The following is a 23,132-nucleotide window of genomic DNA, read 5'->3' as shown; positions in this document are numbered from 1 at the left end:
GTAATAGACGTGTGGCGATCGAGCGATCTTAGAAGACACGTTCATTAGTTCCCTACGCCAATGTTAATTGGATCAGGTTCAACGGGTCTCACTTAGTGATCTCAGCCTACTGGCCCCCCGACTAATGGTGGTTAATCTAATCGTCAACAATAGGAATGTAAAGCATTAGTGAATGAACTTTTGACGTTGTATTCAGATAATTCTATTCATCCTAAAGTCATAGCCGGAATTACGGGTTAGAATATGTATCTACACTTTACATTGGAGCATTCATGGAAAATCAAGCAATAATCAGAATGAGCGCATTTTTGCTGATCTTCCTTTTTATGGCGATGTGGGAATCATTTAGCCTGAAGAAGGTGCTTGGCCAGCCTAAATGGTATCGATGGCTCAACAATGTAGGTTTGGTGGTGCTAAATAGTCTTTTGCTGCCTTGGACGCTACCTATTCTCGCGATTGGCGCAGCTCAAGTCGTAGAATCTCAGCAATTAGGGCTATTCAATCAATGGAATATGCCTCCCATCGCAAGCCTCATTTTATCCGTGATCATTCTTGATATGTGCATCTATTGGCAACACAGAATCTTTCACAAAGTGCCCGTATTATGGCGTTTACATCGCGTTCATCATGCAGATCAAGACATCGATGTGACCACAGGTTTCCGTTTCCATTTCATCGAAATTTGGCTTTCTATGCTGCTCAAAATAGCCATTATTTTCGTGTTAGGCATTCCTGTTATGGCGGTTTTCATTTTTGAAATACTACTTAACGGCTGCGCCATGTTTAACCACAGTAACGTCAATATCTCTAACAGCATTGATGTGAAACTAAGAAAGTGGATTGTTACACCCGACATGCATCGAGTTCATCACTCCATTCATCGAGAGGAAACCGACAGCAACTATGGCTTTTGCTTATCGGTTTGGGACCGACTCTTTGGGAGTTATGTTGCACAGCCCAAAGAGGGTCACCAAAATTTGCAGATTGGGATTTCGCTCTTTCGTCAGCCGAAAGAACAGAGCTTGTGGCGGATGTTGAGTCAGCCTTTTCGAAAAAACTGATAAAACATTACACTGTAACTTATTATCCTATAGGAATCAGAAAAACCTCAGCCAACGTAACAGCATGAATTCAAATACAAAAGTAACGCCAAGCCCTACACAAAACAACCAAAATGCCATTGGATTATCGACACCGGGCATACCACCAATGTTGATACCCAATAAACCCGTTAAGAAACCCACCGGTAAGAAAATGGCGGCGATAACCGTAAAGAGATAAGTGTTACGGTTCATCTTTTCAGCTTGTTCTTGTTCGATATCTGCTTTGATTAATTGTATTTGTTCTAAGTAAAAATCAATCGATTCGTTAATTCGTATCACGGTATCTAGCGAGTTACGCATTTTGAGTTCAACCTCCTCCATTTCTGGGTGTTGAACTTCTAAGAAGTCATCATGTGCATAACGTTGCGGTTTCATAAAACGACGCAGTTTTAACAGTCGCTTATGTATTACATGCAAGTCATGGTTACTGCCATTACCTTCTTCAATCTCAAACAGCTGTTCTTCAACCCCATCCAGAAATTGAGCAATATTTTGGTTTAATCCATCAATAATCGCTAACAACAAACGTGCTGTTGTTTTAGGACCACGCTGTTCGTCCAGCGCTTGACGGATGTCAGTAATGGCTTTGGAGGAAATTTTACGAGTAGAAATGAGAATGCCTTTATGCCACAAAATACGCACACTGAGCATATCATCCGGTGTTGCACCTTCATTTAGGTTCACACCTCGCATAATCAACAAGAAAGACTGATCATCAAATAACTCAAAGCGAGGACGTGTGTCATCAGCCAATAAACTGTCCACAACACCACTTTCAAAGTCGTTAACTAGCAGCCAATGGCGAAGTTCTTTTGCCTCACGCTGACAGTGATACCAGTGATTTTCTTGCAATAATCCCAACGGTTCTTTTGGCTCAACACGTTTGGCTGGAAACGTCGAAAAATCCCATTGTTCAATCAAAAAGCTGTGTGACATAGTTTGTGCTCTACTTTCAATCAATTAAAACTATTAACGCAGAGGTTACATAAAGGTTCAAGAAATAGTTAAGGTGAATTATCAATAACGTTACAATAGTTCAAAACTCATCGTTTAATCTTGGCAAGGATAACGACTCATATGAAAAAGTTTCTGATCCGTAAAATTAAAATCGGCATGTTATTTATCATTCCCTTGGTGTTTGCCGGTTGGGTGGTAAACGCGGTTGTGTCATTTATGGATAAAAGCGCCGGCTACTTCTTACCGGAAGAGTTACATAAAACACTGAGCGGGATTTGGGGATTTGGCCTTATCATGGCCCTACTTTTGATGTTTATTGTCGGACTCATTTTTGACGGTAAACTACAACAGCGTTTCTACACTTGGCTTTCAGATAAAACCATCAACCGAATTCCAGGCTTTGGCATCATTCATAGTTCCACCAAACAAATAATGGAAGCATTGACCTCTGAAGAATCTCCGTTCAAGAAGCCCGCTTTTGCTCGTTCTTGGTCGGGGCCTAATTCAAAAGAAATCGTCTTCGATCTTGGTCCTACTTGGATGATCCCAAATCAAAACGGAGAAATGTTTTTAGGGCCAGATGGTGAGTTCTACCCTGTGCCGGAAGACGGTTATCATGTGGTATTTGTGCCGCAGGCTATCAACTTATCTAATGGTTACGTACGTTTTGAAAAGAAAGAAGATCTGCAATATGTGCCTCATTTAGGCGTTGAACAACTCACGGCGACGTTAATATCATGCGGATTGACGTTACCTAAAAAGCCTGACGATGCACTCGGTAAGGTATTGAAAAACGAGGAACAGATGCAACAAGCGCTGAAAGATTGGCGAGCTAATGCACCATCAGCAGAAAAACCTCAGCATAAGCGTAAACATGCAAAGCATGAAAAAATCGCAGAACAATAGCCGTTTAAGCTTGATACAACCTGAATACTTAATACAAACTGAATAAATGAAGCCAAGTGTCATTCCACTTGGCTTCGTTGTTTCTTATTCTACGTAACCTTAACTGACGTTAACTATTACTGAAACGCAGGACGATCAGCCAATTTTTGGTACCAAGCTTGAATGTGCGGGTAAGTTTCTAGCACATCAATCTCTAGCGCTCTTTCACACACGAATCCTACAAATAAGAATGCCGTGATATCTGCAACACTTAGCTTATCCCCTACTACAAAATCATTGCGGCTCAATTGCTTATCGAGTTTTGGTAGAAATTCTTGCACTCGAAGTTTAGATTCTTCACCCCAGGCAGGTACACAACGCTCTCGGTCACTGTACACACCAGATAAGTTACGAAAAGCCTGAAAACCAGCATACAAGCCATCAAATTCAACAATGCGTTGCCACATTTCCACCTTGCCTTTCTCTACGGGTGTTTCACCAAATAGCTCAGTTTTACCTGAATGCTCAGCAAAGAATCGACAAATCGCGATCGTTTCACTGATGGTGGTTCCGTCATCCAACTCAAGCATTGGCACTTTGCCATTCACGCTTTTTTCTTGATACTCAGGCGTCAAATTATCCCCTTCGCGGACATTCAGCTGTACGCGATCAACTTCAACGCCAATTTCCTTTAAAAAGATACCAACACGACGTGAGCTTGGGTTGGTGGCAAATTCATATATTTTCATTAGTCATTCCTTTTCTAAACGATCGTTTAGTAATACGTTACCTAATAACTAAACGATCAGTCAACAATTTGTTTATCCCGTTTAAAATCTTTGATACATTGCAATCGTTATATACAAAATAGACAAGAATCGTTTTGAAGTGGTCGAAAAATGGCGAGAAAAAGCAATTTTGATAAAGATGAAAAACTGGTCGAAGCCATGCAGCTTTTTTGGCAAAAGGGTTACGCTAATACATCCATCTCTGACTTAGTCGATCATTTATCGATCAACCGGTTCAGCATCTACAACACGTTTGGCGACAAATACGCCCTCTACCAAAGTGCTTTAAACTATTATTTTGAACACAGTACCAAACCTGCAAGCCAAGTATTATTTGAACCGGATGCGAATCTCACAACTCTGAAGCAATTTTTAGAGCAATTTGCCCAACGTCAAAAGGAACAGAAGTTTGGCTGTTTTATACAGAATGCCCTGCTAGAACACGGCATCAGTGATGAGAATGTGCATAGTATCGGTGAGAAGCTAATGAATCATTTAAGTGACGGCGTCACCAACTGTTTAAATAATGAGGTGAAAGGTCGAAATCTAAATCAACAGATTGATATTCAAGGATTAGTCGATTTAACCTTAGTGCAAATTCAAGGAATGCGTGTTCTTGGTAAAGCCAAACAATACCAACGTTTAGATACCGCCACACAGCAATTTATTGAGCTCATTCAAGCAACATTTGCTATGCATCAAACTCACCATTAATTACTCACCAATAAAAAAGGCTGATAACCACTTATCAGCCTTGAAGTTTTTTAGAATAGTCCGTCACCGGTTGATAGACTTACCACATCAAATCATCTGGCACGACAAAATCAGCGTACGGATCATCTTCATCCTCTGCTTCTTGCGTTAACACGTTATTCAATACAATAGTGCCTTCATCGCGTTGAGCAATTTTGTCTGCCACACTTGCCGGAATGATGACATACCCTTCCGCAAATCTCGCAATCGCTAAACGCCCTTTGGTTAGTTGATCTTGCGTCGGCTTATCCACGTACAGTTTTTTAACTAGATTACCGTCAGTAAAGTTATAACCGATTTCGCCATCAGTAATATCAATGCGGTTCATTTCAATCAGTTGCTTCACTTGGGCTTTCAGCTCTTTACTTAATGCCTGCTGTTTTTGCTCTGCGCTCAGGGCTTTATCACGCTCTTGCTGTGCTTTCTTGTTCGCTTCTACCGCTTCTTTCGCTTCACGAGCTTGAACACGAGATTTTTTCGATGATTTCTTCGCTTTCGCCAGCTTTTTACTGCTCACTAGGCCAGCTTTCAACATTTGTTCTTGTAGGGTCAGTTTTGCCATGAGGATCTCTTTACTGCTTTAACTTTAGGTCGATTATAACGTCAATAACACAAGATATGCGAGCATCATCTATGCTAGAATCGCTGTCCAAATTTTTATGAGAAATCACATGTCGTCACTTCCTATTCAAGAAATCGAATCACAAGTCGAGCAATGGCTGCTTGATGTGGTGATTGGACTCAATTTGTGTCCTTTTGCAGCCAAACCGCAACGAAATAAGCAAATTAAAATTTTCGTTTCACAGGCCTCTGTGGAAGAAGCCTTACTTGAAGATGTGTTTCAGCAATTCACGACTTTAGTTGAAACGCCAGCATCAGAACTGGAAACCACTTTGGTTGTTATTCCTAACATGCTGCACGATTTTGATGACTATAATTTCTTTCTTGATTGGATTGATGCCTTAATCAAACAAGAACAGTGGGAAGGTATTTTTCAAGTGGCCACGTTTCACCCGAATTATTGTTTTGCAGGTGCGCAACCTGAAGATGCAGAGAATCTAACCAATCGCGCCCCTTACCCTGTGCTTCATTTAATTCGTGAAGAAAGCATGGAACGTGCCATAAAACATTACCAGAATCCAGAAATGATCCCTGATACCAACATTGCACGGGTCGAGAGTTTAACGGCGGAGGAAAAACAGCAGTTATTTCCTTACCTTTTTCAGACGAACTCAAATTAGCACAACCCAATTTAACACTAGCTTAAAGAAATAACAGATTATTATGAAACGCATTGTCCTCTATGTGGCAGATAAATGCCCTCACTGCAAAGCAGCAAAAATGTATCTAGACTCAAAAGGCATTAAATATCGACTCTGTAATGCCAAAATGCAGCGTGGCCGCAAAGAACTCGAAGCCATTGGTGCTCGTGGCGTGCCCGTATTAAAAATCGGTGACCGCATGATGGCCGGTTGGAATGCTGCCAACTTCGATAAAATTTATAACAGTTAATCCTGTAAGGAATTCATTTTGACTCAAACTCAAAGTTCAAACACCGCATTTTCAAGCCTCAATCTTGATCCGGCATTATTAGAAAATCTAACTTCCCTTGGCTATGAAAGCATGACGGCAATTCAAGCCAACAGCTTACCGTTAATGTTGGCTGGCAAAGATGTGATTGGCCAAGGCAAAACCGGTTCAGGTAAAACGGCAGCGTTTGGTTTGGGCTTATTAGCAAATCTCGATGTGAAGCGATTCCGAGTACAATCTTTAGTGCTTTGCCCGACACGCGAACTGGCAGACCAAGTGGCTAAAGAAATCCGCAAACTGGCTCGCAGCATTCATAACATCAAAGTTCTGACTCTGTGCGGCGGAATGCCATTTGGGCCGCAAATAGGCTCACTGGAACATGGCGCACACATTTTAGTGGGTACGCCAGGTCGTATTCTCGATCACTTACAAAAAGGCCGTATCGATTTATCTGAGTTGAACACCTTAGTGCTTGATGAAGCGGATCGTATGTTAGACATGGGTTTCCAAGACGCTTTAGACGCCATCATTGAGCAAGCGCCGACGGATCGTCAAACCTTGTTATTTAGTGCCACCTTCCCCGCTGAAATCAAATCGATTGCCGATCGTATTATGCGTAACCCGCAGATGGTGAAGGTTGAAAGCCAGCACACTAACTCAAGTATTTCTCAATGCTTTTATAAAACCGATTCATTTGAAGAACGCGTAAAAGCCACTGAAATCATTTTGAAAACGCACGAACCAGAATCTTGCGTTATTTTCTGTAACACCAAGCGTGAAACTCAAGAAATTGCTGACGAGTTGCATTACAAAGGTTTTGATGTCGTCGCATTAAATGGCGATATGGAACAACGCGAACGCGATCAAGCATTGGTTCTGTTTGCCAATAAAAGTGTCTCTATCTTAGTCGCAACCGATGTAGCAGCCCGTGGCTTGGATGTTGAAAACCTCGATGCAGTGATCAACTTCCAACTCGCACGTGATCCTGAAGTCCATGTTCACCGCATTGGCCGTACTGGTCGCGCAGGAAGTAAAGGCATGGCATTTAGCTTATTTGCTGAAAAAGAAATGTTCCGTGTCGCGCAAATTGATGAATACATGGATATTGCGATTACACCTGCAACATTACCAAGTGACGCCATTCTAAAAGAACCTGCGTTTGATGCCCGTATGGCAACCATTCAAATTGATGGCGGTAAAAAGCAGAAAGTACGAGCTGGCGATATTTTAGGTGCTCTAACCGGTGGCGATAACGGTGTCGACGGTAAGAAAGTTGGCAAGATACATTTATACGATATGCGTGCTTATGTCGCTGTTGATAGAAGCATTGCCAAGCAAGCCTTGAAGAAGATCTCTAACGGTAAAATGAAAGGCAAAAACTTCCGCGCTCGTATTATTTAAGTAATAGATCGTATTTAGGCACTAGATTTGTCGAATTAAAATAACTTAAAAGCCTTGTTCAAGATGATTTGGGCAAGGTTTTTTGTTTGCTAGATGGCATTTCTCTAAGCCGAATTCAGTAGTGGTAACGACATGAGATTATTGTTATCGCTTGTTCATCTACTGCGTAAACAAGCCTATTTGTGTCATCAATACGACGAGACCAAAAACCAGATAAGTTCTCTTTTAACGGCTCTGGTTTACCGATGCCTTCAAATGGAGAGCGCTTAACATCATTGATGAGTTTGTTGATACGCTTGAGTGTTTTCTTATCTTGAGTTTGCCAATATAGGTAGTCATCCCAAGCGTCATCAGTCCAAGACAATAACCGCTTGCTATTACTCATCGATTAATTCTCGTGCTGTCGTTTTACCTGCACGATACTGCGATATTGAACGATTTAGGTGCTCTGCATTTTGAGGAGAACGAAGTAAGTGAACTGTCTCCATTAAGCTATTGTAATAATCTAAAGACATTACAACAACATCTTCCGAATCACGACGAGTAATTACCGTTGTGTCTGCATCATTCACAACACCATCTAAAACCGCTTTTAAACTATTCCGTGCTTCAGTAAAAGATACGATTCTCATAAGAACCTCCACATGTACATTTAATGGAACAAGTATAACTTTGCAACGTTAACTTGTACAGTAAGTTGAACACTTTGCCCATGTAATACAAGCTATAAATTGATTGTAAAATTCATGGTCGATGGTCACCCTGCGTGCCAGCGACAATGCAAAACATTTCTATGAGAGTTATGGATTTCAAGCTTTCCAAGACGCAGAAAATAAACTTTTCATCACCATTGCAGCTTTGAGAGCGAGCTTAAGTTAGTTAAATGCTGGCGATAGAGAATTAAAGCCTAGGTATTGCATAATGCGTACCGAATTTTTTGTTTATTTTCAGTGATGTATTTTATGTCATTCAGATAAGCCTGAAGATGACCTTTCTCTATATTTTCAGCAAAGGATTCATTGCCCTTTCCGGCTTCACTACGCATAAAGGACACTAAAGCCTGTAATCGCTGAATCATAGCATCGGCTAATTGTTCTCTTTCTAATTCTGTAGCGCCGTAACTGTCGCAAAACAACTTGGCTCTAACCTCCTGCTCTGAGATTGTGCCTAGCTTATCATTGCTATCAGTCTTAAAAGGAGCCCAGCTATAAATGGAATAAGCCAAGTCCCATATTCTAGGTGCTGGGTGAGCTGTATCGAAATCAAACACACCAACAACTGTATCTTCTAATAGAGCAACATTGTATGGAGTAAAGTCACCATGACAGATAACCTCGAATGGTTCTCTTGGATCTAACATCCACCGGTGCGCATTAACATCGAGTCGTGCCAAAAGTGACGCAGTTGAGTCATGTATTTTTCGTAGTAATTTGGCCGCTGACATGAGTGCCGTATTGGTAGCGATTGCTCCAATTAACGGATAATTATAGGTATTACCTTCAACAAAACTTAGTATTTCCTGGTCTTGATTTACACCAAGAAATTTAGGGCTTTCATCAACGTTTGCTTGTTCCAGGTGCTTCAAAACAAGATGAATTGTAGAACTCCACGGTTGTAGTGGCCGATAAACAACTTCACCATCTCGATATATGGCAGATTCTCTTCCACCGGATAATTCTTCCATAATACCTCCCTGTCTAATTCGCACTGCATCAAGTCAAATAGTGAGTTGCAGAATCGCTATGCACAGCACAACCCAATAAACATCAAATTCAAAGCTAGCCTAGAATGTAGGTCTGTCTTGACCTCATTTGTTGGTACGTTCGTTTTGCTCCTGTGCCAAAGCTATTTTCTGTCGTTCCTTTATGCTTGCCCAAGACTCCCCAACTTCAATACCAGACACCCTTTCTTCATATTTTTTGATAGCTCGAGTTAATACTGCTTTGGGGCATATACCTTGCTCTTTTTTTATAGCAGTAAGTACATTCAAGTAATCCCACAGCACGTCGCCTAATTCTTCTTCTAGATAACATTGACGATTTTTGGGGATTTCTTCTGAGACTTCGTCAATTTCTTTTTTCATTTCTGCGAGGTAAGTTTCCGAACCATTAGACCAAAGGTTGGTTTGATCAAATTTCGCCTTACGCTCTGCGACTCTCAATAGCACATCAAATTCTTTCATATTCTCTCTTAGCACCTAAGATCTTTATAGATAAAATGATAGCCTGTATAACCTATCAGGCTATCATTCCACTGCTTGCTAACATCAACAAATCAATTACCTAAATAAATGTATAAAATTGATCGTGCGTCATAATTACTCAGCGGAAACAATCCGTCTAGTTTTCCTAAAATAACTCATGGCACTCAGCAGCTTATTTAGTCAGTGTTATATTTTCGGTGGACTTTGCTGATCAACAAAAATCAGTTTACTGGTATCAAAACCTTTCTGTTGGCTCATGTCGATAAACTTTTGCTTAACAGATTCATCAACAGTCGGTGTACGAGATAAAAGCCACAGATAATCATGGTCTGGGCCTGAGATGAAAGCGTATTGGCCTGTTGGATCAAGGTAGAAAATGACATACGAACTATAGAAAGGTCCGAAAAATGACACTTTGAGGTAACCTTTGTTAGTCTCATCAACGAAGTAGGCTTTGCCTTCTGCTTGTTCCCAATGCTGTTTTTGTTTGGAATAACCGCGGTTGATGACTTTCACCCCTCCATCGTCTTTAAGGGAATACTCTGCCGTAACATGAGTTAATCCACGTTCAAAAGAATGATCCAGCCGAGCGATTTCATACCAGGTTCCGAGGTAGTTGTTCACATCAAATGGTTGAATGGGCGTAACCGACTTTGGCATACCCAAGCAGCCGGTTAGAAATAAGATAATGAAAATAAACAGGTTTTTAGAATTAAATAGCGCTATTTTCATACGATACCCTGCAAATATTGAATCACTATCAGTACGATAAAAATCACCTTCTAGATCAAAAAACTTATGTGATAAAACAAGCACCGAAATGCAGTTAACGTAAATATATAAAAAGTGCTAGCCAAGAGGACTAGCACCGTTGTTGGAATACTATTTTTGAAGTGAGCTTTGAATATCCGTCCAAGAAATTATCTTGAAATTCTGATTTTCATACTCATAGTTTTCATTCACATTAAATCCATCTTGTGCAATAAATAAGCCGTCTGGGAAAGCGTCACCAACAGCGGTAGACACCGCATGGATACCATCTGTTTCACTGACCCCATCAAGCTTATTTGCATCATCTGCAACGAGTGCAAAACTACCTATGTATTGATGAGCATCATCAAGATCATACACGGCATAAGTATGATTACCTTGGCTTGATACGATTAAATAGTTGACGATGCCATTATTATAAATAGAGATTCCTTCAGCATCGGCTACCAAGGTTTCACCATCCACTGCAATGATCATCTCCCCTGTTGTTGTGGCTCCTTCATTGGCAGAAAATTTCCATATACCGACATCTTCCTCACCTACATATAAGGTTCCTGTTTGCTCATCAACCACACAGCCTTCTGGTTGGCTAGCTACTTTTAAGCGACGCACAATGCTTCCTTCAATACTAGAATCGTTGATGGTTAATCGCCATTGTTCAATATCACCACTCTTACCATTAACGAAGACATAAGGAGTGCCATCGTTTGCTTGATAAGTGCACAGTCCATATACTTCATTAAGTTCAGACTGTAATTCTGCACTTTCAGTATGCGCATTAGCCCCGACAGCCTTTAACTTCTTAATTGGATCTTGATCCTCAGATGCGGCCTGAATCTGATACAAGGCAATAGTGTTGAATTCTCTGTTACTTGCTGCAGCTAACGCAAAATTTTGACCATTTTGGTCTCTAACAGACTGGATAATATCTACATTATTCGGCTCACCTTCATTGAGATATTGAAGTTCATTACCCAATAAATCATAAGCCATTAGACCACCCTGCTTGTTAGTCGCAATAATCAGACTATCACCTGGTGAGTTTTCATTTAACCAAAACGCCGGATCATCTGCTGCATCTCCATCATCCTCGACAGGAACGGTTTCTCGAGTCACTTTGACTAATCGAATACCTGATGAACTTAAGTCTTCTGGACTCAGAGCTTGCGATATTGGGCTTTGCGCCATTGAGTTGGCAGTATTGAGTGCTTGAAATGTCAACTTCTCATAAATTGGCTCATCCTTTTCTGAATTAGCCACCCATATACCATCGTCAGCAACACTAAATGATTTAATCTCAGCGACACCATCTAACTGTATATGTGAGTTTAACTGCCAATCATCTCGGCGGTATAGAACCATACCTTTACCTTCATCACCAACTACAAGATATCCTTTTCCTTCAGGCATATAGATAAGGTCGAGCGCTTCAATTTCTTGTAAGTAACCTAGAGGCTCAATACTATCAACCATTCGTCTTGAATTAATGTCTTCAGGATCAGCACCATAAGCCCAAATACCCACATCTTGTTCTGCAATGTATAGTGTCGAAGTTTCATCATCGACAACACATGCACTGAGCTCCCCCCCAACCGCCAACTCACGGACTGCGATAGGTATTCCTGAGTCATCAACTAAAATACTTTGGATCTGCCCGTTTTCATATTTCAATTTATACTGTAATGCGACACCATCCTCTGTCACGCCAGTCACCAGTAACTCGCCATTAGTAGTGTTTTTATGAAGACAAACACCTTCTACAGCATAGTCAGTAACTACTGTGCCAAGATCACTCAAAATTACCCCATCTGCATAATCAATAGAATAAAAGCCAAAGCTATTTTGATCAGGTAATGCAATCGCGAGTATATCGGCAGTCTCACTACTTTCTGATTTTATGTCGTATCGAATATCCGCCCCTGTTACCCCAATGCCTTCAAGCTTATCGATTTCTTTCCCTGCAGCGCTATAAACTGCAACTCCATCGCCTTCCAGCGAGACAAATAACAAACTTTCAGCCTTGTTGTCGCTGTTGATCCAGTAGCTTGAATCACCAATATCACCATAACTAGTATTTGTTGTAATGGATGTGCTTAAAAGTTCAGGTTCGATATCACTTGCTTGCTGTGCTTCTAAATACACTGTTTCAGTCGTTTCTGAATTACAGCCACTCAATAGAGCGACTGCGATAAGCGAACTTATGATTTTGCGGGACATTTTTCTCTCCTTGTTTTTTTGATCCGAGAGAAACTTAAGGCTTATAAATTAAAAATTTATGACAAAAATAAAATTAAACTTTAATATCAATAAGTTAAGAAAGAAAGATCATCAAGATGAGCTTTTTGGACTAGAAATAAATTCAGGCTTTTATTACTGGTGTTTTAAACAGTTTGTAATATTGGTGTGCAATTATAAATTAGTTTGAGCCATTTGGACTTTAGCTAGGAACACAATCAATTCTTACTGACTTATAAATTACGAAAAAATACTATGACAAGATTCACCTACCTACTTTCTGAAATGATTTATGGTCTTCGTAACCATAAACTTTGGCTTTACGTTCTTTTTTTCTCCTTTTTTTCACTGCTCACATTCAACTACTTGAATGGTTACGTAAAAGAAAGTAATAACATAGATTGGCTTGATGTTTTTGCGGAAGGCATATCTGCGTTTATGGTGCTAATTTGGTTATTAGTTATTCTTTCTACCCGCACGGTAGGTAGAATTACGAATTATTTTGCTTTAGGCTTTATTTTTATTCTTTTATCTTTATCTCAAGATTTTATTGATGAATTTATTAAGCTTGATACCTATACTTTTTTTGGTGATATATTTGAGTGTATGTTGATTGGTTTGAGTCTAGTAACCTATGCATTTTGGCAATGGCGTAAAGAATTACTAACAATTAGTAGTTATATTACCCAACGACAAAAACTCTCCCCCCACACACCAGTACAAACAGAGCATTACAAGCTGCCGAACATTCAGCAAGTTTTACAAGCCCTCACAACTCCGAAAGACAAGCTTAATAACAATAGGTATTCCTTTTTATTAGCGATTACATTAAGTAATGAAAACCAAATTGTTCATGAAATACCAACAAAAGAAATCAGTAGGCTGAAGCTATCTATCTCTGAGTTGTTGTTTCTTGCTGCACGTACTACTGATTTGGTTTGTCACTATGCAGGACATCGGTACATCATCCTAATGGAAAACAGCAATAAACAAGAGGCTGCCAGATTTACTAAACACTTAATTCATTTGCTTGATGCATTTGTTTTTTACTTAGAAAGTGGTGAGTCTATCAAGCTAGACTGGCAACATAGCCTGAAAGAAAGTCATACGCGTTTTCATAGCAAGCAGTCGGCCAACGCTTTCGTGCAAGAGTCTTTTAAAACTTTCAAGCATCTAAAAAAAGCTTAACGTAATGACTATGTATACGCAGCGTAACATTTCGTCGCAATGGATTGAGAAGGATGAATCCATTCTGCCCGCTAGACATCATATTGCTTTATTGCTTGATTTACTCAGCGAGAAAGGTGTCAATATGAACTACATTTTAAGAAACACAGGCGTATTTTATGAGGATTTACTCACTCAAGATCTATTATTGAGCCCAGCCCAATTTTCACATCTGGTAAATAACATTGCTAAACTAGAGCAGTTTCCTGACATCAGTTTCGATTTTGGTAACCAGTTAATACCTGGAGGTTTTTTATCATCAAGCCATCTAGTTATCCATGCTCCAACAGTCGGTGAGATAATTGATAACTTGGTAAAATATTCCGAAATATATTTCCCACTAATAACATTAAAAAAACGATCTTATAACAGTGGTATTTATTTATTTGAAGAAGAACCTTTTGGTGAAAGCTACTCTTTAAGTAAGAGACATGCCATTCCATATCGCCGCTGGCTAATTGAGTATATTTTTACCGCCATTATCTCTACAACTAATTGGCGTGCCACCAGAGAATTACCTTGGAGAGTAAAAGTTGATTGGAACCAACCATCTTGGGAAGAACAGTATGATACTCATTGGGGAGATATTGAATTCGAACAACCAATGACCTATCTATACCTAGATCAAGCCTATCTAAACTTTGCTATCCCAACTAGGTCAAACACCCTTTATGAAGTGGCTAAAAAAACCATACCTGAAATTCCATGTGGATTGTTGAGCTTTATCAGAAATGAATTACGGCAACACCAAAATGAAACACCTTCACTGGCTCAACTTTCAGATAAAATGAACATGAGTCCAGCAAAGTTAAAAAGATTATTAAAAACCCATAACAGCAGTTATCGTACTTTATTAGGTGAAGTTAACCGTCAGCATGCAATTTACCTACAAGAAGTACAAAAAATGGATGATATTCAAATAGCAAAAAAAATGAAATTCTTTGATGTGAGTAATTATCGTCGAGCAGTTAGGCGATGGAGTTAGAGTCTGTCGACATCCATACCTAACTACTAGTCAATGATGGATTATTAATGCCCGCTGGTTTTTGAAAATACATTGATGATAATAACCCCAAGCAAAATTAGCCCCATTCCGAGCACTGCGGGTAAGTCGAGTTTTTGGCCATGAAAAATCCAGCCGATTACGCCAATTAACACAATGCCTAAACCAGCCCATATTGCATAGGCAATCCCGACTGGAATGGTTTTTAGTGTTAATGACAAGAAATAAAATGCAACTGCATAGCCCGTCACAACAATGAGTGAAGGCACTAATTTAGTGAAACCATAACTCGATTTCATTGCAGAAGTCGCGACCACTTCGGAAACAATTGACACAGCTAAAAACAACCAATGCTTCATATAACTCTCCACTTGGCGACATACAAAGATAAATACTCTAAGTAACTATATAAGAAGGATATTTTACACTATTTCGTGATAAATTGCACCACATTTGATATTCATTATCATTTAGAGTCTTGTAATAAGCACTTAAATTGCATTTTTATTTGATGAGGTTCTCACTTTGTAGCACGTTAAAATTTAATCATTTTAATCACCATTTTTTAATAATTTATTAGCATTTATATCTACAAATAAAAAAACTTCAAAGTTCAATTCTCCTAATATTGAAATAGAATCAGTTATATCCATTGTTTAGGCGACAAATTAAGGAAGATCATGAAGATTGCAATTTTAGGTGGTGGTGTTTTAGGGGTCACAACGGCCTGGTACTTAGCGAAATCAGGACATGAAGTCACTGTGATTGATCGTCAATCCCATGTCGCGGAAGAAACCAGCCATGGTAATGCGGGTATGATATCACCGGGGTATAGCTCACCTTGGGCTGCTCCGGGTGTGCCGATCAAAGCGATTGGCTGGATGATGCAAGATCTGTCCCCTTTTATGATCAACATGAAAGAAGTCGATGCTTACACGCTGTCGTGGATGAGCAAAATGTTGGCCAACTGCAATACTAAAAGCTATCAAATCAATAAAGCGCGTATGTTGCGAATTGCTGAATATAGCCGTGATTGCTTTGTCGATCTGAGAAAAGAGCTTGATATACATTATGATGGTCGCCAAAAAGGCACGCTGCAATTGTTCCGAAAACAAAAGCAAATTGACGCTCTACAGAAAGATATTGAAGTGCTGAAGCAACTTGGCATTGAGCACCAGGCGCTTGATATGAAAGGCTGTGTTGAATTTGAGCCAGCTTTAACACACGTTAAAGATAAGTTTGTCGGTGGTTTACGTTTACCCGGTGACGAAACCGGCGATTGCTATAAATTTACCACTGAACTGGCTAAACAATGTGAGGCCATCGGGGTTGAATTCATGTTAAGCACCAAGGCAGAGCATTTAGTGCAATCGAACGGTAAGATTGTCAGCGTCAAAACGGATAAAGGCGTGGTGAAAGCCGACACCTTTGTTTGTGCACTTGGTAGTTACTCACCCCATTTAATGAAACCGCTGGGCATTGACTTGCCGATTTACCCAATCAAAGGCTATTCATTAACGCTGCCAATTGAAGATGAAAGCCGCGCGCCTCAATCTACAATTATGGATGAAACCTATAAAGTGGCGGTGACTCGCTTTGACGATCGGATCCGTGTTGGTGGCACGGCTGAAATTGCTTCTTATAATTTAGAGCGCCCTGTAAAACGCAGAGCCAGTATTGATTTTGTGGTACAAGATATGTTCCCAGGTGCAGCAGATGTTGCCAAGGCAGAATTCTGGTGTGGGTTACGACCAATGACTCCTGACAGCACGCCAATCCTAGGTGGCACAAAATATTCTAACCTTTATTTGAACACAGGCCACGGAACACTTGGTTGGACAATGTCTCTTGGCTCGGCCAAATTTGTTGCCGATATTATCAATAACAAAAAGCCTGACATTAACCCTGAAGGGCTTTCCATTGAGCGCTATTATGGCTAGACCAACAAAAGCAAGCATCGATCTTGCCGCATTCAAACACAACTACGCATTAGCTAAATCAACGGCCCCTAACGCTCAAGCCGTTGCCATTGTGAAGGCCGATGCGTATGGTCATGGCGCCGTCACCTTATCTAAAGCATTAGAAAATGAAGCGGATGCATTTGGCGTGGCTTGCCTAGAAGAAGCGATTGAATTACGTGAAGCCGGTATAAAGCGCCCTATTTTACTGCTTGAAGGTTTTTTTGAGCCCAGTGAATTAGCGCTGATACAACAATATCAGTTATGGACTGCCGTGCATTGCCAGCAGCAGATTGAGGCGATCAAAGCACAACCAGAGTTAAGCCAACTCCACATTTGGCTAAAACTGGATAGTGGGATGCACCGACTTGGTTTTAACCCTCAAGATTACGCGAAGGCTTTTCATGAGTTATCTGTCTTGCCCCAAGTCACTCAAATGGTTCACATGACGCATTTTGCCTGTGCCGACGAATTACATAAAGGCATGACGCACAAGCAACTTCAAGCTTGCCATGCGGTTTTGGACAACCTTCCGGCAGGTGCCAGTTTTGCTAATAGCGCAGCGACACTCGCTCACTCACAAGCCCATCAGGCGTATATTCGCCCCGGTATCATGCTCTATGGTGCTGACCCTTTAGACGAGGCCAACCGTCTATCGAAACAATTGCGACCGGTTATGACTCTCACCTCTAAAATCATTGCTGTGCGTGATATTGAAGCGGGTGAATCTGTCGGTTATGGCGAACGGTTTAGAGCCACAAAACCGATGCGAATTGGTACGGTGGCGATCGGTTATGCTGATGGCTATCCACGTCATGCTAAAGATGGCACACCGGTTATGGTTGATGGCGTGCGAACTCAATTAGTGGGTAGAGTCTCAATGGATATGCTGACGGTTGACCTCACACCGCTTCCTGATGCACACATTGGTTCAGAAGTCGAATTATGGGGAAAACAGGTTCTTGCTCAAGAAGTGGCTGAGTGCAGTGATACCATTCCTTATACCTTATTTACGGGCATCACACGCCGCGTCTATAAAGAATATCGTTAACCCCAACTGCGGATAGCTAGACGTCACTCACTAGCGTAGAGCAAGTTATTTAGCTTTTAGCTCTGCCGGTGAGTGCGGGTAAAGCCTGCTTGGTAAATTCCATAAAGGCTTTATCTGCCACTGATAAATAGCCTGATTTACGCCACGCCATGCCAATTTTTAATCGAATCGGCGTTTCAAACGGAATGCCGACAACACCTTTTTCCTGCTCTGTCACCAATCTTAACAGTGCTCCGATAGCGAAGTCTTTTTGTACCACTTTTAAAATCATAGGGATCAAATTGGTTTCAATCGAAATATTGGGCTCAAAGCCATGCTGAGCACACAAACGATCGACCATTTCGCGATGAAAATAACCTTTTTTAAACATGATGAGTTCTTGTGAGAAAAATTCCGTTAGTGACAATGAAGTTCGCTGAGCAAACTCATGTTCTGGGCTCACAACCACCAGCATGTCATCTTCAATTAAAGGTTCAATGTCGAGTGAATCCGGTACATTTTCATTTAAGATCACACCAAGATCCAAGTCTCCGTCTAGTAGCATTTTTCGAATTGACTGTGTACCCGCATCCACAATCGTCAGTTTCAGATCTGGATATTGCTGTTTAAATGCCATCAAAATATCGGGGAAAAAATACGAGCCCATCATACTCGGCACGCCGAGACGTACTTCTCCTTTCGATAACCCCCTTAACTCCTGCATTTCGAGCGTAGCATCATCAAGCTGACGCAAAATCTGCTTGGCATGCTTGTATAGCCGAGCCCCTTCATCCGTCAATTGCACGCCTTTTTCATGACGATGTAATAATACTAATCCAAGCGCTGATTCGAGCTTTTTTATCGAAATGCTCAAAGCCGATTGCGCAATATGCAGTTGTTCTGAAGCTCGACTAAAGCTGCCTAGATCAACCACCGAAACAAAGTATTGCAGTGATTTGGTATTCATAAAATTCAACTCGAAATAGCTTAAAATCTGATAAGTGTTTAGATCAAAAATAGATGGATGTTATATAAATAATATATTTTATATATAGCACGCCGATTGTTACTATTCCGTTATCCAGTTCACATGAGTCGCGGCTATGAGCAGTAAAACCTTGAATCAAGAATCCCTTTCCTTAGCACAAGATGCTCCCCATTCAGCTAAACAAAATCAAGGCGACTCACATGCTGATGTGATGCAATCGGATTCATTAAAGAAAGTCACGTTTGGTTTATTCATTGGTTCGTTCATTTCTTTCTGCAACCTTTACCTATTCCAGCCATTACTGCCTTTGATTGCTGAGCATTATCAAGTGTCTGCTACCCATGTAAATTGGGTTTTAGCTTCGGCAACTTTAACCTTAGCTTTCTCACTTGTGCCGTGGGCGATTTACTCTGAAAAAATTGGCCGCCGCAAAATCATGTTGTTTAGCCTGTATGCTTCCCCATTTGCTGGCCTATGTATTCTCTTTTCTGATCAATTAACGCTATTGATCGCCGCACGCGCTTTAATGGGCATTACCTTATCTGGCTATATTTCCGTGGCCGTTGCTTATATGGCTGAGGAGTTCAGTCCTAAAGTCTTTTTACTGGCGGTTGGTTCTTATATCGGAGCCAATTCACTCGGTGGAATCACCGGCCGAATTTATGGCGGTATTGTGGGTGAATGGTTGGGCTGGGAAACGGCTGTTGCAGGCATGGCATTATTTAGCCTTTGCGTTGCGGTACTTGTGCATTTATGGGTGCCAGCGCAAAAGCACTTTCAAGCCTCAGATACATCGTTAAATCAGCATATTAAAAATGCGCTGCTGCATACAAAAAACACCAAACTCTGGTTTGCCATGTTAATTGGTGGATTAAATTTTGCGTTATTCGTTAACCTTTACACGGTAATGGGGTTCCGTTTAGTGGCCGCGCCATTTTCACTGCCTGTCAGCTTGGTTTCTTTAATATTTTTATGTTACTTAACCGGTACACTCACGTCGAAATTGAGTGGCCAATGGAGCTTACGCTTTAGTGCCACCAGCGGTATGACATTAGGTACGATTGTCAGCTTAATTGGCATGTTGATTGCCCTCATCCCAAACCTATACGCTATGTTTGTTTCTCTCATCTTCATTAGTGGCGGCGCATTTTTTACTCATTCATTAGCTTATGCCTGGGTCAGCTCTAAAGCCGAACAAGCAAAAGCCAGTGCCACCGCTTTGTATCTCGTGCATTACTATGCTGGAGGTAGCTTAGGAGGCTTTTATCTTATTTACTGTTGGCAGCATGGCGGCTGGAGTATGGTTGCTCTCGGAGGCATTGTGCTGTATTTCGCCATTCTAGGATTGGTATACCTGTTAAATCGAATAGAACAAGCTGCCTAAGGCCTGATGTTTTTTCAATTACTGAGCTTATAAACTACCGAACTTACCAATTATTGAATTTACCAATGACTGACATGACAAATAGCAGTGTGTAACGATATCGGCACTGACGGTATATTTTGTTATGATGGCGCTTTTCAGGTTTAACAGGATAGCGCCATGCAACTGACTCTTCTTACGGAGCAACTTTACCAACACCTTTATCGTGATATTACTGAGTTTCGTACCACCTTTGATCTCCCAGTCAACGACCTGTCTTCTCTAGATGATAAAGCCGATACCCTTCACACTTCGCTTGCCATTGAAGAACTGACTGAATTAGCGGAAGCAGATTGCAAAACAGAGCAAGCCGATGCCATTGTGGATACGGTTTATGTATTAATGGGTCGTTTGGTGCACCGTGGTGATAGCCAAATCACGAGTAACATTGGTATGAGTTATATCATTGAGCTTTTGCTTCATGTCGCTAAAAATCGCGGCATTGATTTCTTACCATGCTGGGACGAAGTTCATTCAAGCAACATGAGTAAGGTTTGTCGTACTGAACAAGAGTTTATCGACACTCAAGATTTTTACGCCAAGCAAGGTGTGGAATTAGAAGGTATTCAAAAAGGAGAATACATTATTGCTAAGTGCGCAAAAGATGTCGACATGCAAGGCAAAACAGTACGTAAAGGTAAGGTTCTAAAATCAGTTTACTACCGCCCTGCCGATCTCGCTTCGTTAACTCGATAGCGGCAATTAAAGACACATAATTTCGGCTTGTCAGGTATAACATTCTTAACAAGCAAGCTGTACACAAAAATCAAGATAAAAAAAAGCCTGTCTCAGATGAGGCAGGCATGTGTGTTACGTGTAAAGATATCCATAAACGGGTAACTTTCTCAATTAACACAAGGTAGGACGAGAATGTATCACTCTAACTTATGCTAATCGCGTGCCAACTTTTAAATAATAATAAATAAAAACATAAAGCATTGATTTTAATAAACTAAAAATTAACAACAATGCAACAAGCCAAGGTTCGCACTGCGTACTACTTTAGTATTAATTTTGTTTGCACACTTTTGGTGGGAATTGCTCTAAAAGCGATCACGACAACCATCATAAATGCTGCTCAAGAAGATGAGCCACTAGCTAACTTCAACTGGGCTTAGTTAAAAATCAAAAATGGCCTTCCTTGATGCTCAATTCTACTGACATCACTATCAAATACTTGACTCACGAGGCTATCCGTTAATACCTCTTCGGCTTTACCATACGCTTTTACTATGCCACTTTTTAACACCAGTACGTTATCCGCGTGATGTAAGGTTCGATTAAGGTCGTGATTTGCCACAACAACACACAATCCCTGTTGAGACATTAAATCCATCATTTTATACAGCGAGCTTTGTTGCCCTACATCGAGCGGTGCGGCGGGTTCATCCAGTAACATCATACGGGCATGAGGATTGATAGACGGCCATGCTTGAATGCAGACTGCCGCAATACGCACACGCTGCCACTCACCGCCAGATAGATGATGAATCGATTTCGTGAGTTTAGATTCAATGGCCAGTTCATGAGTAATGGTTTGAATCGCCTTCTCAACCAATGACGCCTCTGCTGATTGAGGTATCGACAAACTTAAATAATGAAATACCGACATATTAAAGGCAGGAACACCCGATTGCGGTAAATAAGCGCGAATAGTGGCGAGTTCACTCAAATTACACTGATGAACCGAGCGTTCGTTAATCGTCACCTCACCGTTATAAGTCAGCATGCCGGCTATCGCGGCTAATAACGTACTCTTACCGCTGCCATTTGGGCCTATGACATGGAGCTTTTCTCCTGCTGCGACGTTAATACTTAATGGCAGCAGGCGCGGTTCAATGGCCAGATTATTTACGCTGATCATGATTTCTTAATAACATCCATATAAAAACGGGAGCGCCTAGTGTGGTGGTCATGACGCCAAGCGGTAATTCAGCACTAGATAAAGAAATGCGCGCTAATAAATCAGCAAGCACCAATAAACAGGCCCCACTAATGGCAGACAATGGCAACAAATAGCGATTTTCACTGCCAAAGGCCAGACGAATTAAATGCGGAACGACCAAACCAATGAAGCTGATTACCCCACCTAATGCGACTGAACAGCCAACCAAAATCGACACAAATACAATCAGTTGCCAACGAAGTTTATGTACATCTAACCCTAGTTGTTTGGCGTGTAACTCTCCCGCCATCAACATATCCAACCAACGCGCCTGGCAACACAGCCACACAATGCAAGGCAGCATAATCAACCCCAGCGCTACTTGCGGCCAAGTTACTCCACTGATGCTTCCCATTAACCAGTACATCAAAATACGCAGGTTAAAGTTATCACTAAAATAAAAAGCCCAGGTGACGACTGAACTGGATAAAATCCCAAGTGCAACCCCTACCAAAAGTAATCGCCCGGTTGATAAACGCATTGCCTTTGCCAGACTCACAATTAAAAAAGTAAACGCTAATGCGCCAATAATGGCAACCAACATTGCGCCGTATGTCGTCATGACAGCTGGAAAGAAAAACAGCGCGATCACCATAGCTAAACTTGCCCCGCCTGAAATGCCTATCACACCCGGCTCGGCCAATGGATTACCCAGTAAGACTTGTAACGTCGCGCCAGCTACGGCCAGTGATGCTCCCAACAAAATCGCAGCGATCAGCCGAGGTAAACGTAAATTAACAATAATTTGCTGCTGTAACTCACTCATAGGTTGAGACAGCGATAAGGATAATTCCCCAACCGACAGGTATGCAAAGCTCATCACTACCAAGAGCACTGACAACACAATAAATGGTAATGTCCACAATCGCCGCTTTGAGCGAATAAGTTGATTGAAATGCATTTGAGGCATGGTCATAAAAGAAGTTGCTTAT

25 protein-coding genes, 1 pseudogene and 1 riboswitch are annotated in these 23,132 nt (G+C 41.1%); of the genes and pseudogenes, 13 read left to right on the top strand and 13 right to left on the bottom strand.

What is annotated here, in order from left to right; genetic code table 11:
- Positions 1-32 precede the first annotated feature (32 nt).
- Positions 33-130: riboswitch (TPP riboswitch) on the bottom strand.
- A 142-nt stretch (positions 131-272) separates the two neighbouring features.
- Positions 273-1,061: a sterol desaturase family protein gene (locus Vgang_RS14165; RefSeq protein ID WP_105901495.1), complete on the top strand. Its 789-nt coding sequence runs from the start codon at positions 273-275 to the stop codon at positions 1,059-1,061.
- Between the two features lie 36 nt (positions 1,062-1,097).
- Here the strand turns inward: Vgang_RS14165 and Vgang_RS14160 are convergent, their stop codons facing one another.
- The gene (locus tag Vgang_RS14160; protein WP_105901494.1) at positions 1,098-2,039 is read right to left on the bottom strand and encodes a zinc transporter ZntB; all 942 of its coding nucleotides are present in this window, start codon (positions 2,037-2,039) and stop codon (positions 1,098-1,100) included.
- Between the two features lie 141 nt (positions 2,040-2,180).
- Between Vgang_RS14160 and Vgang_RS14155 the strand changes: the two genes are divergently transcribed.
- Positions 2,181-2,966, top strand: coding sequence for a DUF502 domain-containing protein (locus tag Vgang_RS14155; protein ID WP_105901493.1), 786 nt, complete (start codon positions 2,181-2,183; stop codon positions 2,964-2,966).
- Positions 2,967-3,082: 116 nt separating this feature from the next.
- Here the strand turns inward: Vgang_RS14155 and Vgang_RS14150 are convergent, their stop codons facing one another.
- Positions 3,083-3,694: a glutathione S-transferase family protein gene (locus tag Vgang_RS14150; RefSeq protein ID WP_105901492.1), complete on the bottom strand. Its 612-nt coding sequence runs from the start codon at positions 3,692-3,694 to the stop codon at positions 3,083-3,085.
- A gap of 150 nt (positions 3,695-3,844) precedes the next feature.
- On the opposite strand from Vgang_RS14150, the gene Vgang_RS14145 reads away from it, so the two are divergent.
- Positions 3,845-4,447 (top strand): TetR/AcrR family transcriptional regulator, encoded by a 603-nt coding sequence (locus Vgang_RS14145; RefSeq protein WP_105901491.1) that lies wholly within the window; start codon positions 3,845-3,847, stop codon positions 4,445-4,447.
- Between the two features lie 79 nt (positions 4,448-4,526).
- Here the strand turns inward: Vgang_RS14145 and Vgang_RS14140 are convergent, their stop codons facing one another.
- Entirely contained in the window at positions 4,527-5,048 is a 522-nt protein-coding gene (locus Vgang_RS14140) for a DUF2058 domain-containing protein (protein ID WP_105901490.1), read from the bottom strand.
- A gap of 109 nt (positions 5,049-5,157) precedes the next feature.
- On the opposite strand from Vgang_RS14140, the gene Vgang_RS14135 reads away from it, so the two are divergent.
- The 3 genes from Vgang_RS14135 to dbpA are packed head-to-tail and all read left to right on the top strand — an operon-like array spanning position 5,158 to position 7,417.
- Positions 5,158-5,727: a DUF1415 domain-containing protein gene (locus tag Vgang_RS14135; RefSeq protein WP_105901489.1), complete on the top strand. Its 570-nt coding sequence runs from the start codon at positions 5,158-5,160 to the stop codon at positions 5,725-5,727.
- 43 nt (positions 5,728-5,770) lie between these two features.
- A complete protein-coding gene (locus Vgang_RS14130) occupies positions 5,771-5,998 on the top strand; it encodes a glutaredoxin family protein (RefSeq protein WP_105901488.1) in 228 nt (75 codons plus the stop codon).
- Between the two features lie 18 nt (positions 5,999-6,016).
- On the top strand, positions 6,017-7,417 hold the full coding sequence (gene dbpA / locus Vgang_RS14125; RefSeq protein WP_105901487.1) for an ATP-dependent RNA helicase DbpA: 1,401 nt from the start codon (positions 6,017-6,019) through the stop codon (positions 7,415-7,417).
- 115 nt (positions 7,418-7,532) lie between these two features.
- On the opposite strand, the gene Vgang_RS14120 is transcribed toward dbpA, so the two are convergent.
- Complete coding sequence (locus Vgang_RS14120; protein WP_105901486.1) at positions 7,533-7,802, bottom strand: Txe/YoeB family addiction module toxin; 270 nt, start codon at positions 7,800-7,802, stop codon at positions 7,533-7,535.
- Positions 7,795-8,049 carry a type II toxin-antitoxin system Phd/YefM family antitoxin gene (locus Vgang_RS14115; RefSeq protein WP_105901485.1) on the bottom strand — a complete coding sequence of 85 codons (255 nt, stop codon included), beginning with the start codon at positions 8,047-8,049 and terminating at the stop codon, positions 7,795-7,797. Before Vgang_RS14115 ends, Vgang_RS14120 begins: the two co-directional genes overlap by 8 nt.
- Positions 8,050-8,185: 136 nt before the next feature.
- On the opposite strand from Vgang_RS14115, the pseudogene Vgang_RS14110 reads away from it, so the two are divergent.
- Positions 8,186-8,296, top strand: a pseudogene (locus Vgang_RS14110) (GNAT family N-acetyltransferase); the annotation flags it as partial.
- A gap of 28 nt (positions 8,297-8,324) precedes the next feature.
- On the opposite strand, the gene Vgang_RS14105 reads toward Vgang_RS14110, so the two are convergent.
- The 4 genes from Vgang_RS14105 to Vgang_RS14090 form a co-directional block, all read right to left on the bottom strand.
- Positions 8,325-9,101, bottom strand: coding sequence for an aminoglycoside phosphotransferase family protein (locus Vgang_RS14105; protein ID WP_105901484.1), 777 nt, complete (start codon positions 9,099-9,101; stop codon positions 8,325-8,327).
- Positions 9,102-9,224: 123 nt separating this feature from the next.
- Positions 9,225-9,599 (bottom strand): MazG nucleotide pyrophosphohydrolase domain-containing protein, encoded by a 375-nt coding sequence (locus Vgang_RS14100; RefSeq protein ID WP_105901483.1) that lies wholly within the window; start codon positions 9,597-9,599, stop codon positions 9,225-9,227.
- A 207-nt stretch (positions 9,600-9,806) separates the two neighbouring features.
- On the bottom strand, positions 9,807-10,352 hold the full coding sequence (locus Vgang_RS14095; protein ID WP_105901801.1) for a lipocalin family protein: 546 nt from the start codon (positions 10,350-10,352) through the stop codon (positions 9,807-9,809).
- A 150-nt stretch (positions 10,353-10,502) separates the two neighbouring features.
- Positions 10,503-12,608: a phytase gene (locus tag Vgang_RS14090; protein ID WP_105901482.1), complete on the bottom strand. Its 2,106-nt coding sequence runs from the start codon at positions 12,606-12,608 to the stop codon at positions 10,503-10,505.
- A 273-nt stretch (positions 12,609-12,881) separates the two neighbouring features.
- Here Vgang_RS14090 and Vgang_RS14085 point away from each other — a divergent pair, with 273 nt between their 5' ends.
- Positions 12,882-13,814, top strand: coding sequence for a hypothetical protein (locus tag Vgang_RS14085; RefSeq protein WP_105901481.1), 933 nt, complete (start codon positions 12,882-12,884; stop codon positions 13,812-13,814).
- A 10-nt stretch (positions 13,815-13,824) separates the two neighbouring features.
- The gene (locus Vgang_RS14080; RefSeq protein ID WP_157946001.1) at positions 13,825-14,838 is read left to right on the top strand and encodes an AraC family transcriptional regulator ligand-binding domain-containing protein; all 1,014 of its coding nucleotides are present in this window, start codon (positions 13,825-13,827) and stop codon (positions 14,836-14,838) included.
- A 44-nt stretch (positions 14,839-14,882) separates the two neighbouring features.
- Here Vgang_RS14080 and Vgang_RS14075 read toward each other — a convergent pair whose 3' ends face one another.
- A complete protein-coding gene (locus Vgang_RS14075) occupies positions 14,883-15,215 on the bottom strand; it encodes a DMT family transporter (RefSeq protein ID WP_105901479.1) in 333 nt (110 codons plus the stop codon).
- A gap of 321 nt (positions 15,216-15,536) precedes the next feature.
- On the opposite strand from Vgang_RS14075, the gene Vgang_RS14070 reads away from it, so the two are divergent.
- Together Vgang_RS14070 and alr are read left to right on the top strand one after the other, a co-directional pair.
- On the top strand, positions 15,537-16,796 hold the full coding sequence (locus tag Vgang_RS14070) for a D-amino acid dehydrogenase (protein ID WP_105901478.1): 1,260 nt from the start codon (positions 15,537-15,539) through the stop codon (positions 16,794-16,796).
- Positions 16,789-17,865, top strand: a complete 1,077-nt coding sequence (gene alr, locus Vgang_RS14065) for an alanine racemase (protein ID WP_105901477.1) — start codon at positions 16,789-16,791, stop codon at positions 17,863-17,865. Before Vgang_RS14070 ends, alr begins: the two co-directional genes overlap by 8 nt.
- 49 nt (positions 17,866-17,914) lie before the next feature.
- Here alr and Vgang_RS14060 read toward each other — a convergent pair whose 3' ends face one another.
- The gene (locus Vgang_RS14060; protein ID WP_105901476.1) at positions 17,915-18,811 is read right to left on the bottom strand and encodes a LysR family transcriptional regulator; all 897 of its coding nucleotides are present in this window, start codon (positions 18,809-18,811) and stop codon (positions 17,915-17,917) included.
- A 232-nt stretch (positions 18,812-19,043) separates the two neighbouring features.
- On the opposite strand from Vgang_RS14060, the gene Vgang_RS14055 reads away from it, so the two are divergent.
- Together Vgang_RS14055 and Vgang_RS14050 are read left to right on the top strand one after the other, a co-directional pair.
- The gene (locus tag Vgang_RS14055; RefSeq protein ID WP_105901800.1) at positions 19,044-20,216 is read left to right on the top strand and encodes an MFS transporter; all 1,173 of its coding nucleotides are present in this window, start codon (positions 19,044-19,046) and stop codon (positions 20,214-20,216) included.
- A 159-nt stretch (positions 20,217-20,375) separates the two neighbouring features.
- The gene (locus Vgang_RS14050; RefSeq protein WP_105901475.1) at positions 20,376-20,951 is read left to right on the top strand and encodes a nucleoside triphosphate pyrophosphohydrolase family protein; all 576 of its coding nucleotides are present in this window, start codon (positions 20,376-20,378) and stop codon (positions 20,949-20,951) included.
- A 418-nt stretch (positions 20,952-21,369) separates the two neighbouring features.
- Here the strand turns inward: Vgang_RS14050 and btuD are convergent, their stop codons facing one another.
- Together btuD and btuC are read right to left on the bottom strand one after the other, a co-directional pair.
- Positions 21,370-22,119: a vitamin B12 ABC transporter ATP-binding protein BtuD gene (gene btuD, locus Vgang_RS14045; protein ID WP_105901474.1), complete on the bottom strand. Its 750-nt coding sequence runs from the start codon at positions 22,117-22,119 to the stop codon at positions 21,370-21,372.
- Entirely contained in the window at positions 22,103-23,101 is a 999-nt protein-coding gene (gene btuC, locus Vgang_RS14040) for a vitamin B12 ABC transporter permease BtuC (protein ID WP_105901799.1), read from the bottom strand. The genes btuD and btuC overlap by 17 nt, the downstream gene beginning before the upstream one ends.
- Positions 23,102-23,132 lie beyond the last annotated feature (31 nt).

Origin of the sequence: Vibrio gangliei (assembly GCF_026001925.1) — a bacterium.
Taxonomy (GTDB): Bacteria; Pseudomonadota; Gammaproteobacteria; order Enterobacterales; family Vibrionaceae; genus Vibrio; species Vibrio gangliei.
This window is presented reverse-complemented; position numbering and strand designations above follow the sequence as displayed.

What these genes read in the sequence shown, in the direction of transcription:
- Vgang_RS14165 (WP_105901495.1), top strand. Translation starts at nt 273, where the DNA reads ATGGAAAATCAAGCAATAATCAGAATGAGCGCATTTTTGCTGATCTTC.
- Vgang_RS14160 (WP_105901494.1), bottom strand. Translation starts at nt 2,039, where the DNA reads ATGTCACACAGCTTTTTGATTGAACAATGGGATTTTTCGACGTTTCCA.
- Vgang_RS14155 (WP_105901493.1), top strand. Translation starts at nt 2,181, where the DNA reads ATGAAAAAGTTTCTGATCCGTAAAATTAAAATCGGCATGTTATTTATC.
- Vgang_RS14150 (WP_105901492.1), bottom strand. Translation starts at nt 3,694, where the DNA reads ATGAAAATATATGAATTTGCCACCAACCCAAGCTCACGTCGTGTTGGT.
- Vgang_RS14145 (WP_105901491.1), top strand. Translation starts at nt 3,845, where the DNA reads ATGGCGAGAAAAAGCAATTTTGATAAAGATGAAAAACTGGTCGAAGCC.
- Vgang_RS14140 (WP_105901490.1), bottom strand. Translation starts at nt 5,048, where the DNA reads ATGGCAAAACTGACCCTACAAGAACAAATGTTGAAAGCTGGCCTAGTG.
- Vgang_RS14135 (WP_105901489.1), top strand. Translation starts at nt 5,158, where the DNA reads ATGTCGTCACTTCCTATTCAAGAAATCGAATCACAAGTCGAGCAATGG.
- Vgang_RS14130 (WP_105901488.1), top strand. Translation starts at nt 5,771, where the DNA reads ATGAAACGCATTGTCCTCTATGTGGCAGATAAATGCCCTCACTGCAAA.
- Vgang_RS14120 (WP_105901486.1), bottom strand. Translation starts at nt 7,802, where the DNA reads ATGAGTAATAGCAAGCGGTTATTGTCTTGGACTGATGACGCTTGGGAT.
- Vgang_RS14115 (WP_105901485.1), bottom strand. Translation starts at nt 8,049, where the DNA reads ATGAGAATCGTATCTTTTACTGAAGCACGGAATAGTTTAAAAGCGGTT.
- Vgang_RS14105 (WP_105901484.1), bottom strand. Translation starts at nt 9,101, where the DNA reads ATGGAAGAATTATCCGGTGGAAGAGAATCTGCCATATATCGAGATGGT.
- Vgang_RS14100 (WP_105901483.1), bottom strand. Translation starts at nt 9,599, where the DNA reads ATGAAAGAATTTGATGTGCTATTGAGAGTCGCAGAGCGTAAGGCGAAA.
- Vgang_RS14095 (WP_105901801.1), bottom strand. Translation starts at nt 10,352, where the DNA reads ATGAAAATAGCGCTATTTAATTCTAAAAACCTGTTTATTTTCATTATC.
- Vgang_RS14090 (WP_105901482.1), bottom strand. Translation starts at nt 12,608, where the DNA reads ATGTCCCGCAAAATCATAAGTTCGCTTATCGCAGTCGCTCTATTGAGT.
- Vgang_RS14085 (WP_105901481.1), top strand. Translation starts at nt 12,882, where the DNA reads ATGACAAGATTCACCTACCTACTTTCTGAAATGATTTATGGTCTTCGT.
- Vgang_RS14080 (WP_157946001.1), top strand. Translation starts at nt 13,825, where the DNA reads ATGTATACGCAGCGTAACATTTCGTCGCAATGGATTGAGAAGGATGAA.
- Vgang_RS14075 (WP_105901479.1), bottom strand. Translation starts at nt 15,215, where the DNA reads ATGAAGCATTGGTTGTTTTTAGCTGTGTCAATTGTTTCCGAAGTGGTC.
- Vgang_RS14070 (WP_105901478.1), top strand. Translation starts at nt 15,537, where the DNA reads ATGAAGATTGCAATTTTAGGTGGTGGTGTTTTAGGGGTCACAACGGCC.
- alr (WP_105901477.1), top strand. Translation starts at nt 16,789, where the DNA reads ATGGCTAGACCAACAAAAGCAAGCATCGATCTTGCCGCATTCAAACAC.
- Vgang_RS14060 (WP_105901476.1), bottom strand. Translation starts at nt 18,811, where the DNA reads ATGAATACCAAATCACTGCAATACTTTGTTTCGGTGGTTGATCTAGGC.
- Vgang_RS14055 (WP_105901800.1), top strand. Translation starts at nt 19,044, where the DNA reads ATGCAATCGGATTCATTAAAGAAAGTCACGTTTGGTTTATTCATTGGT.
- Vgang_RS14050 (WP_105901475.1), top strand. Translation starts at nt 20,376, where the DNA reads ATGCAACTGACTCTTCTTACGGAGCAACTTTACCAACACCTTTATCGT.
- btuD (WP_105901474.1), bottom strand. Translation starts at nt 22,119, where the DNA reads ATGATCAGCGTAAATAATCTGGCCATTGAACCGCGCCTGCTGCCATTA.
- btuC (WP_105901799.1), bottom strand. Translation starts at nt 23,101, where the DNA reads ATGCATTTCAATCAACTTATTCGCTCAAAGCGGCGATTGTGGACATTA.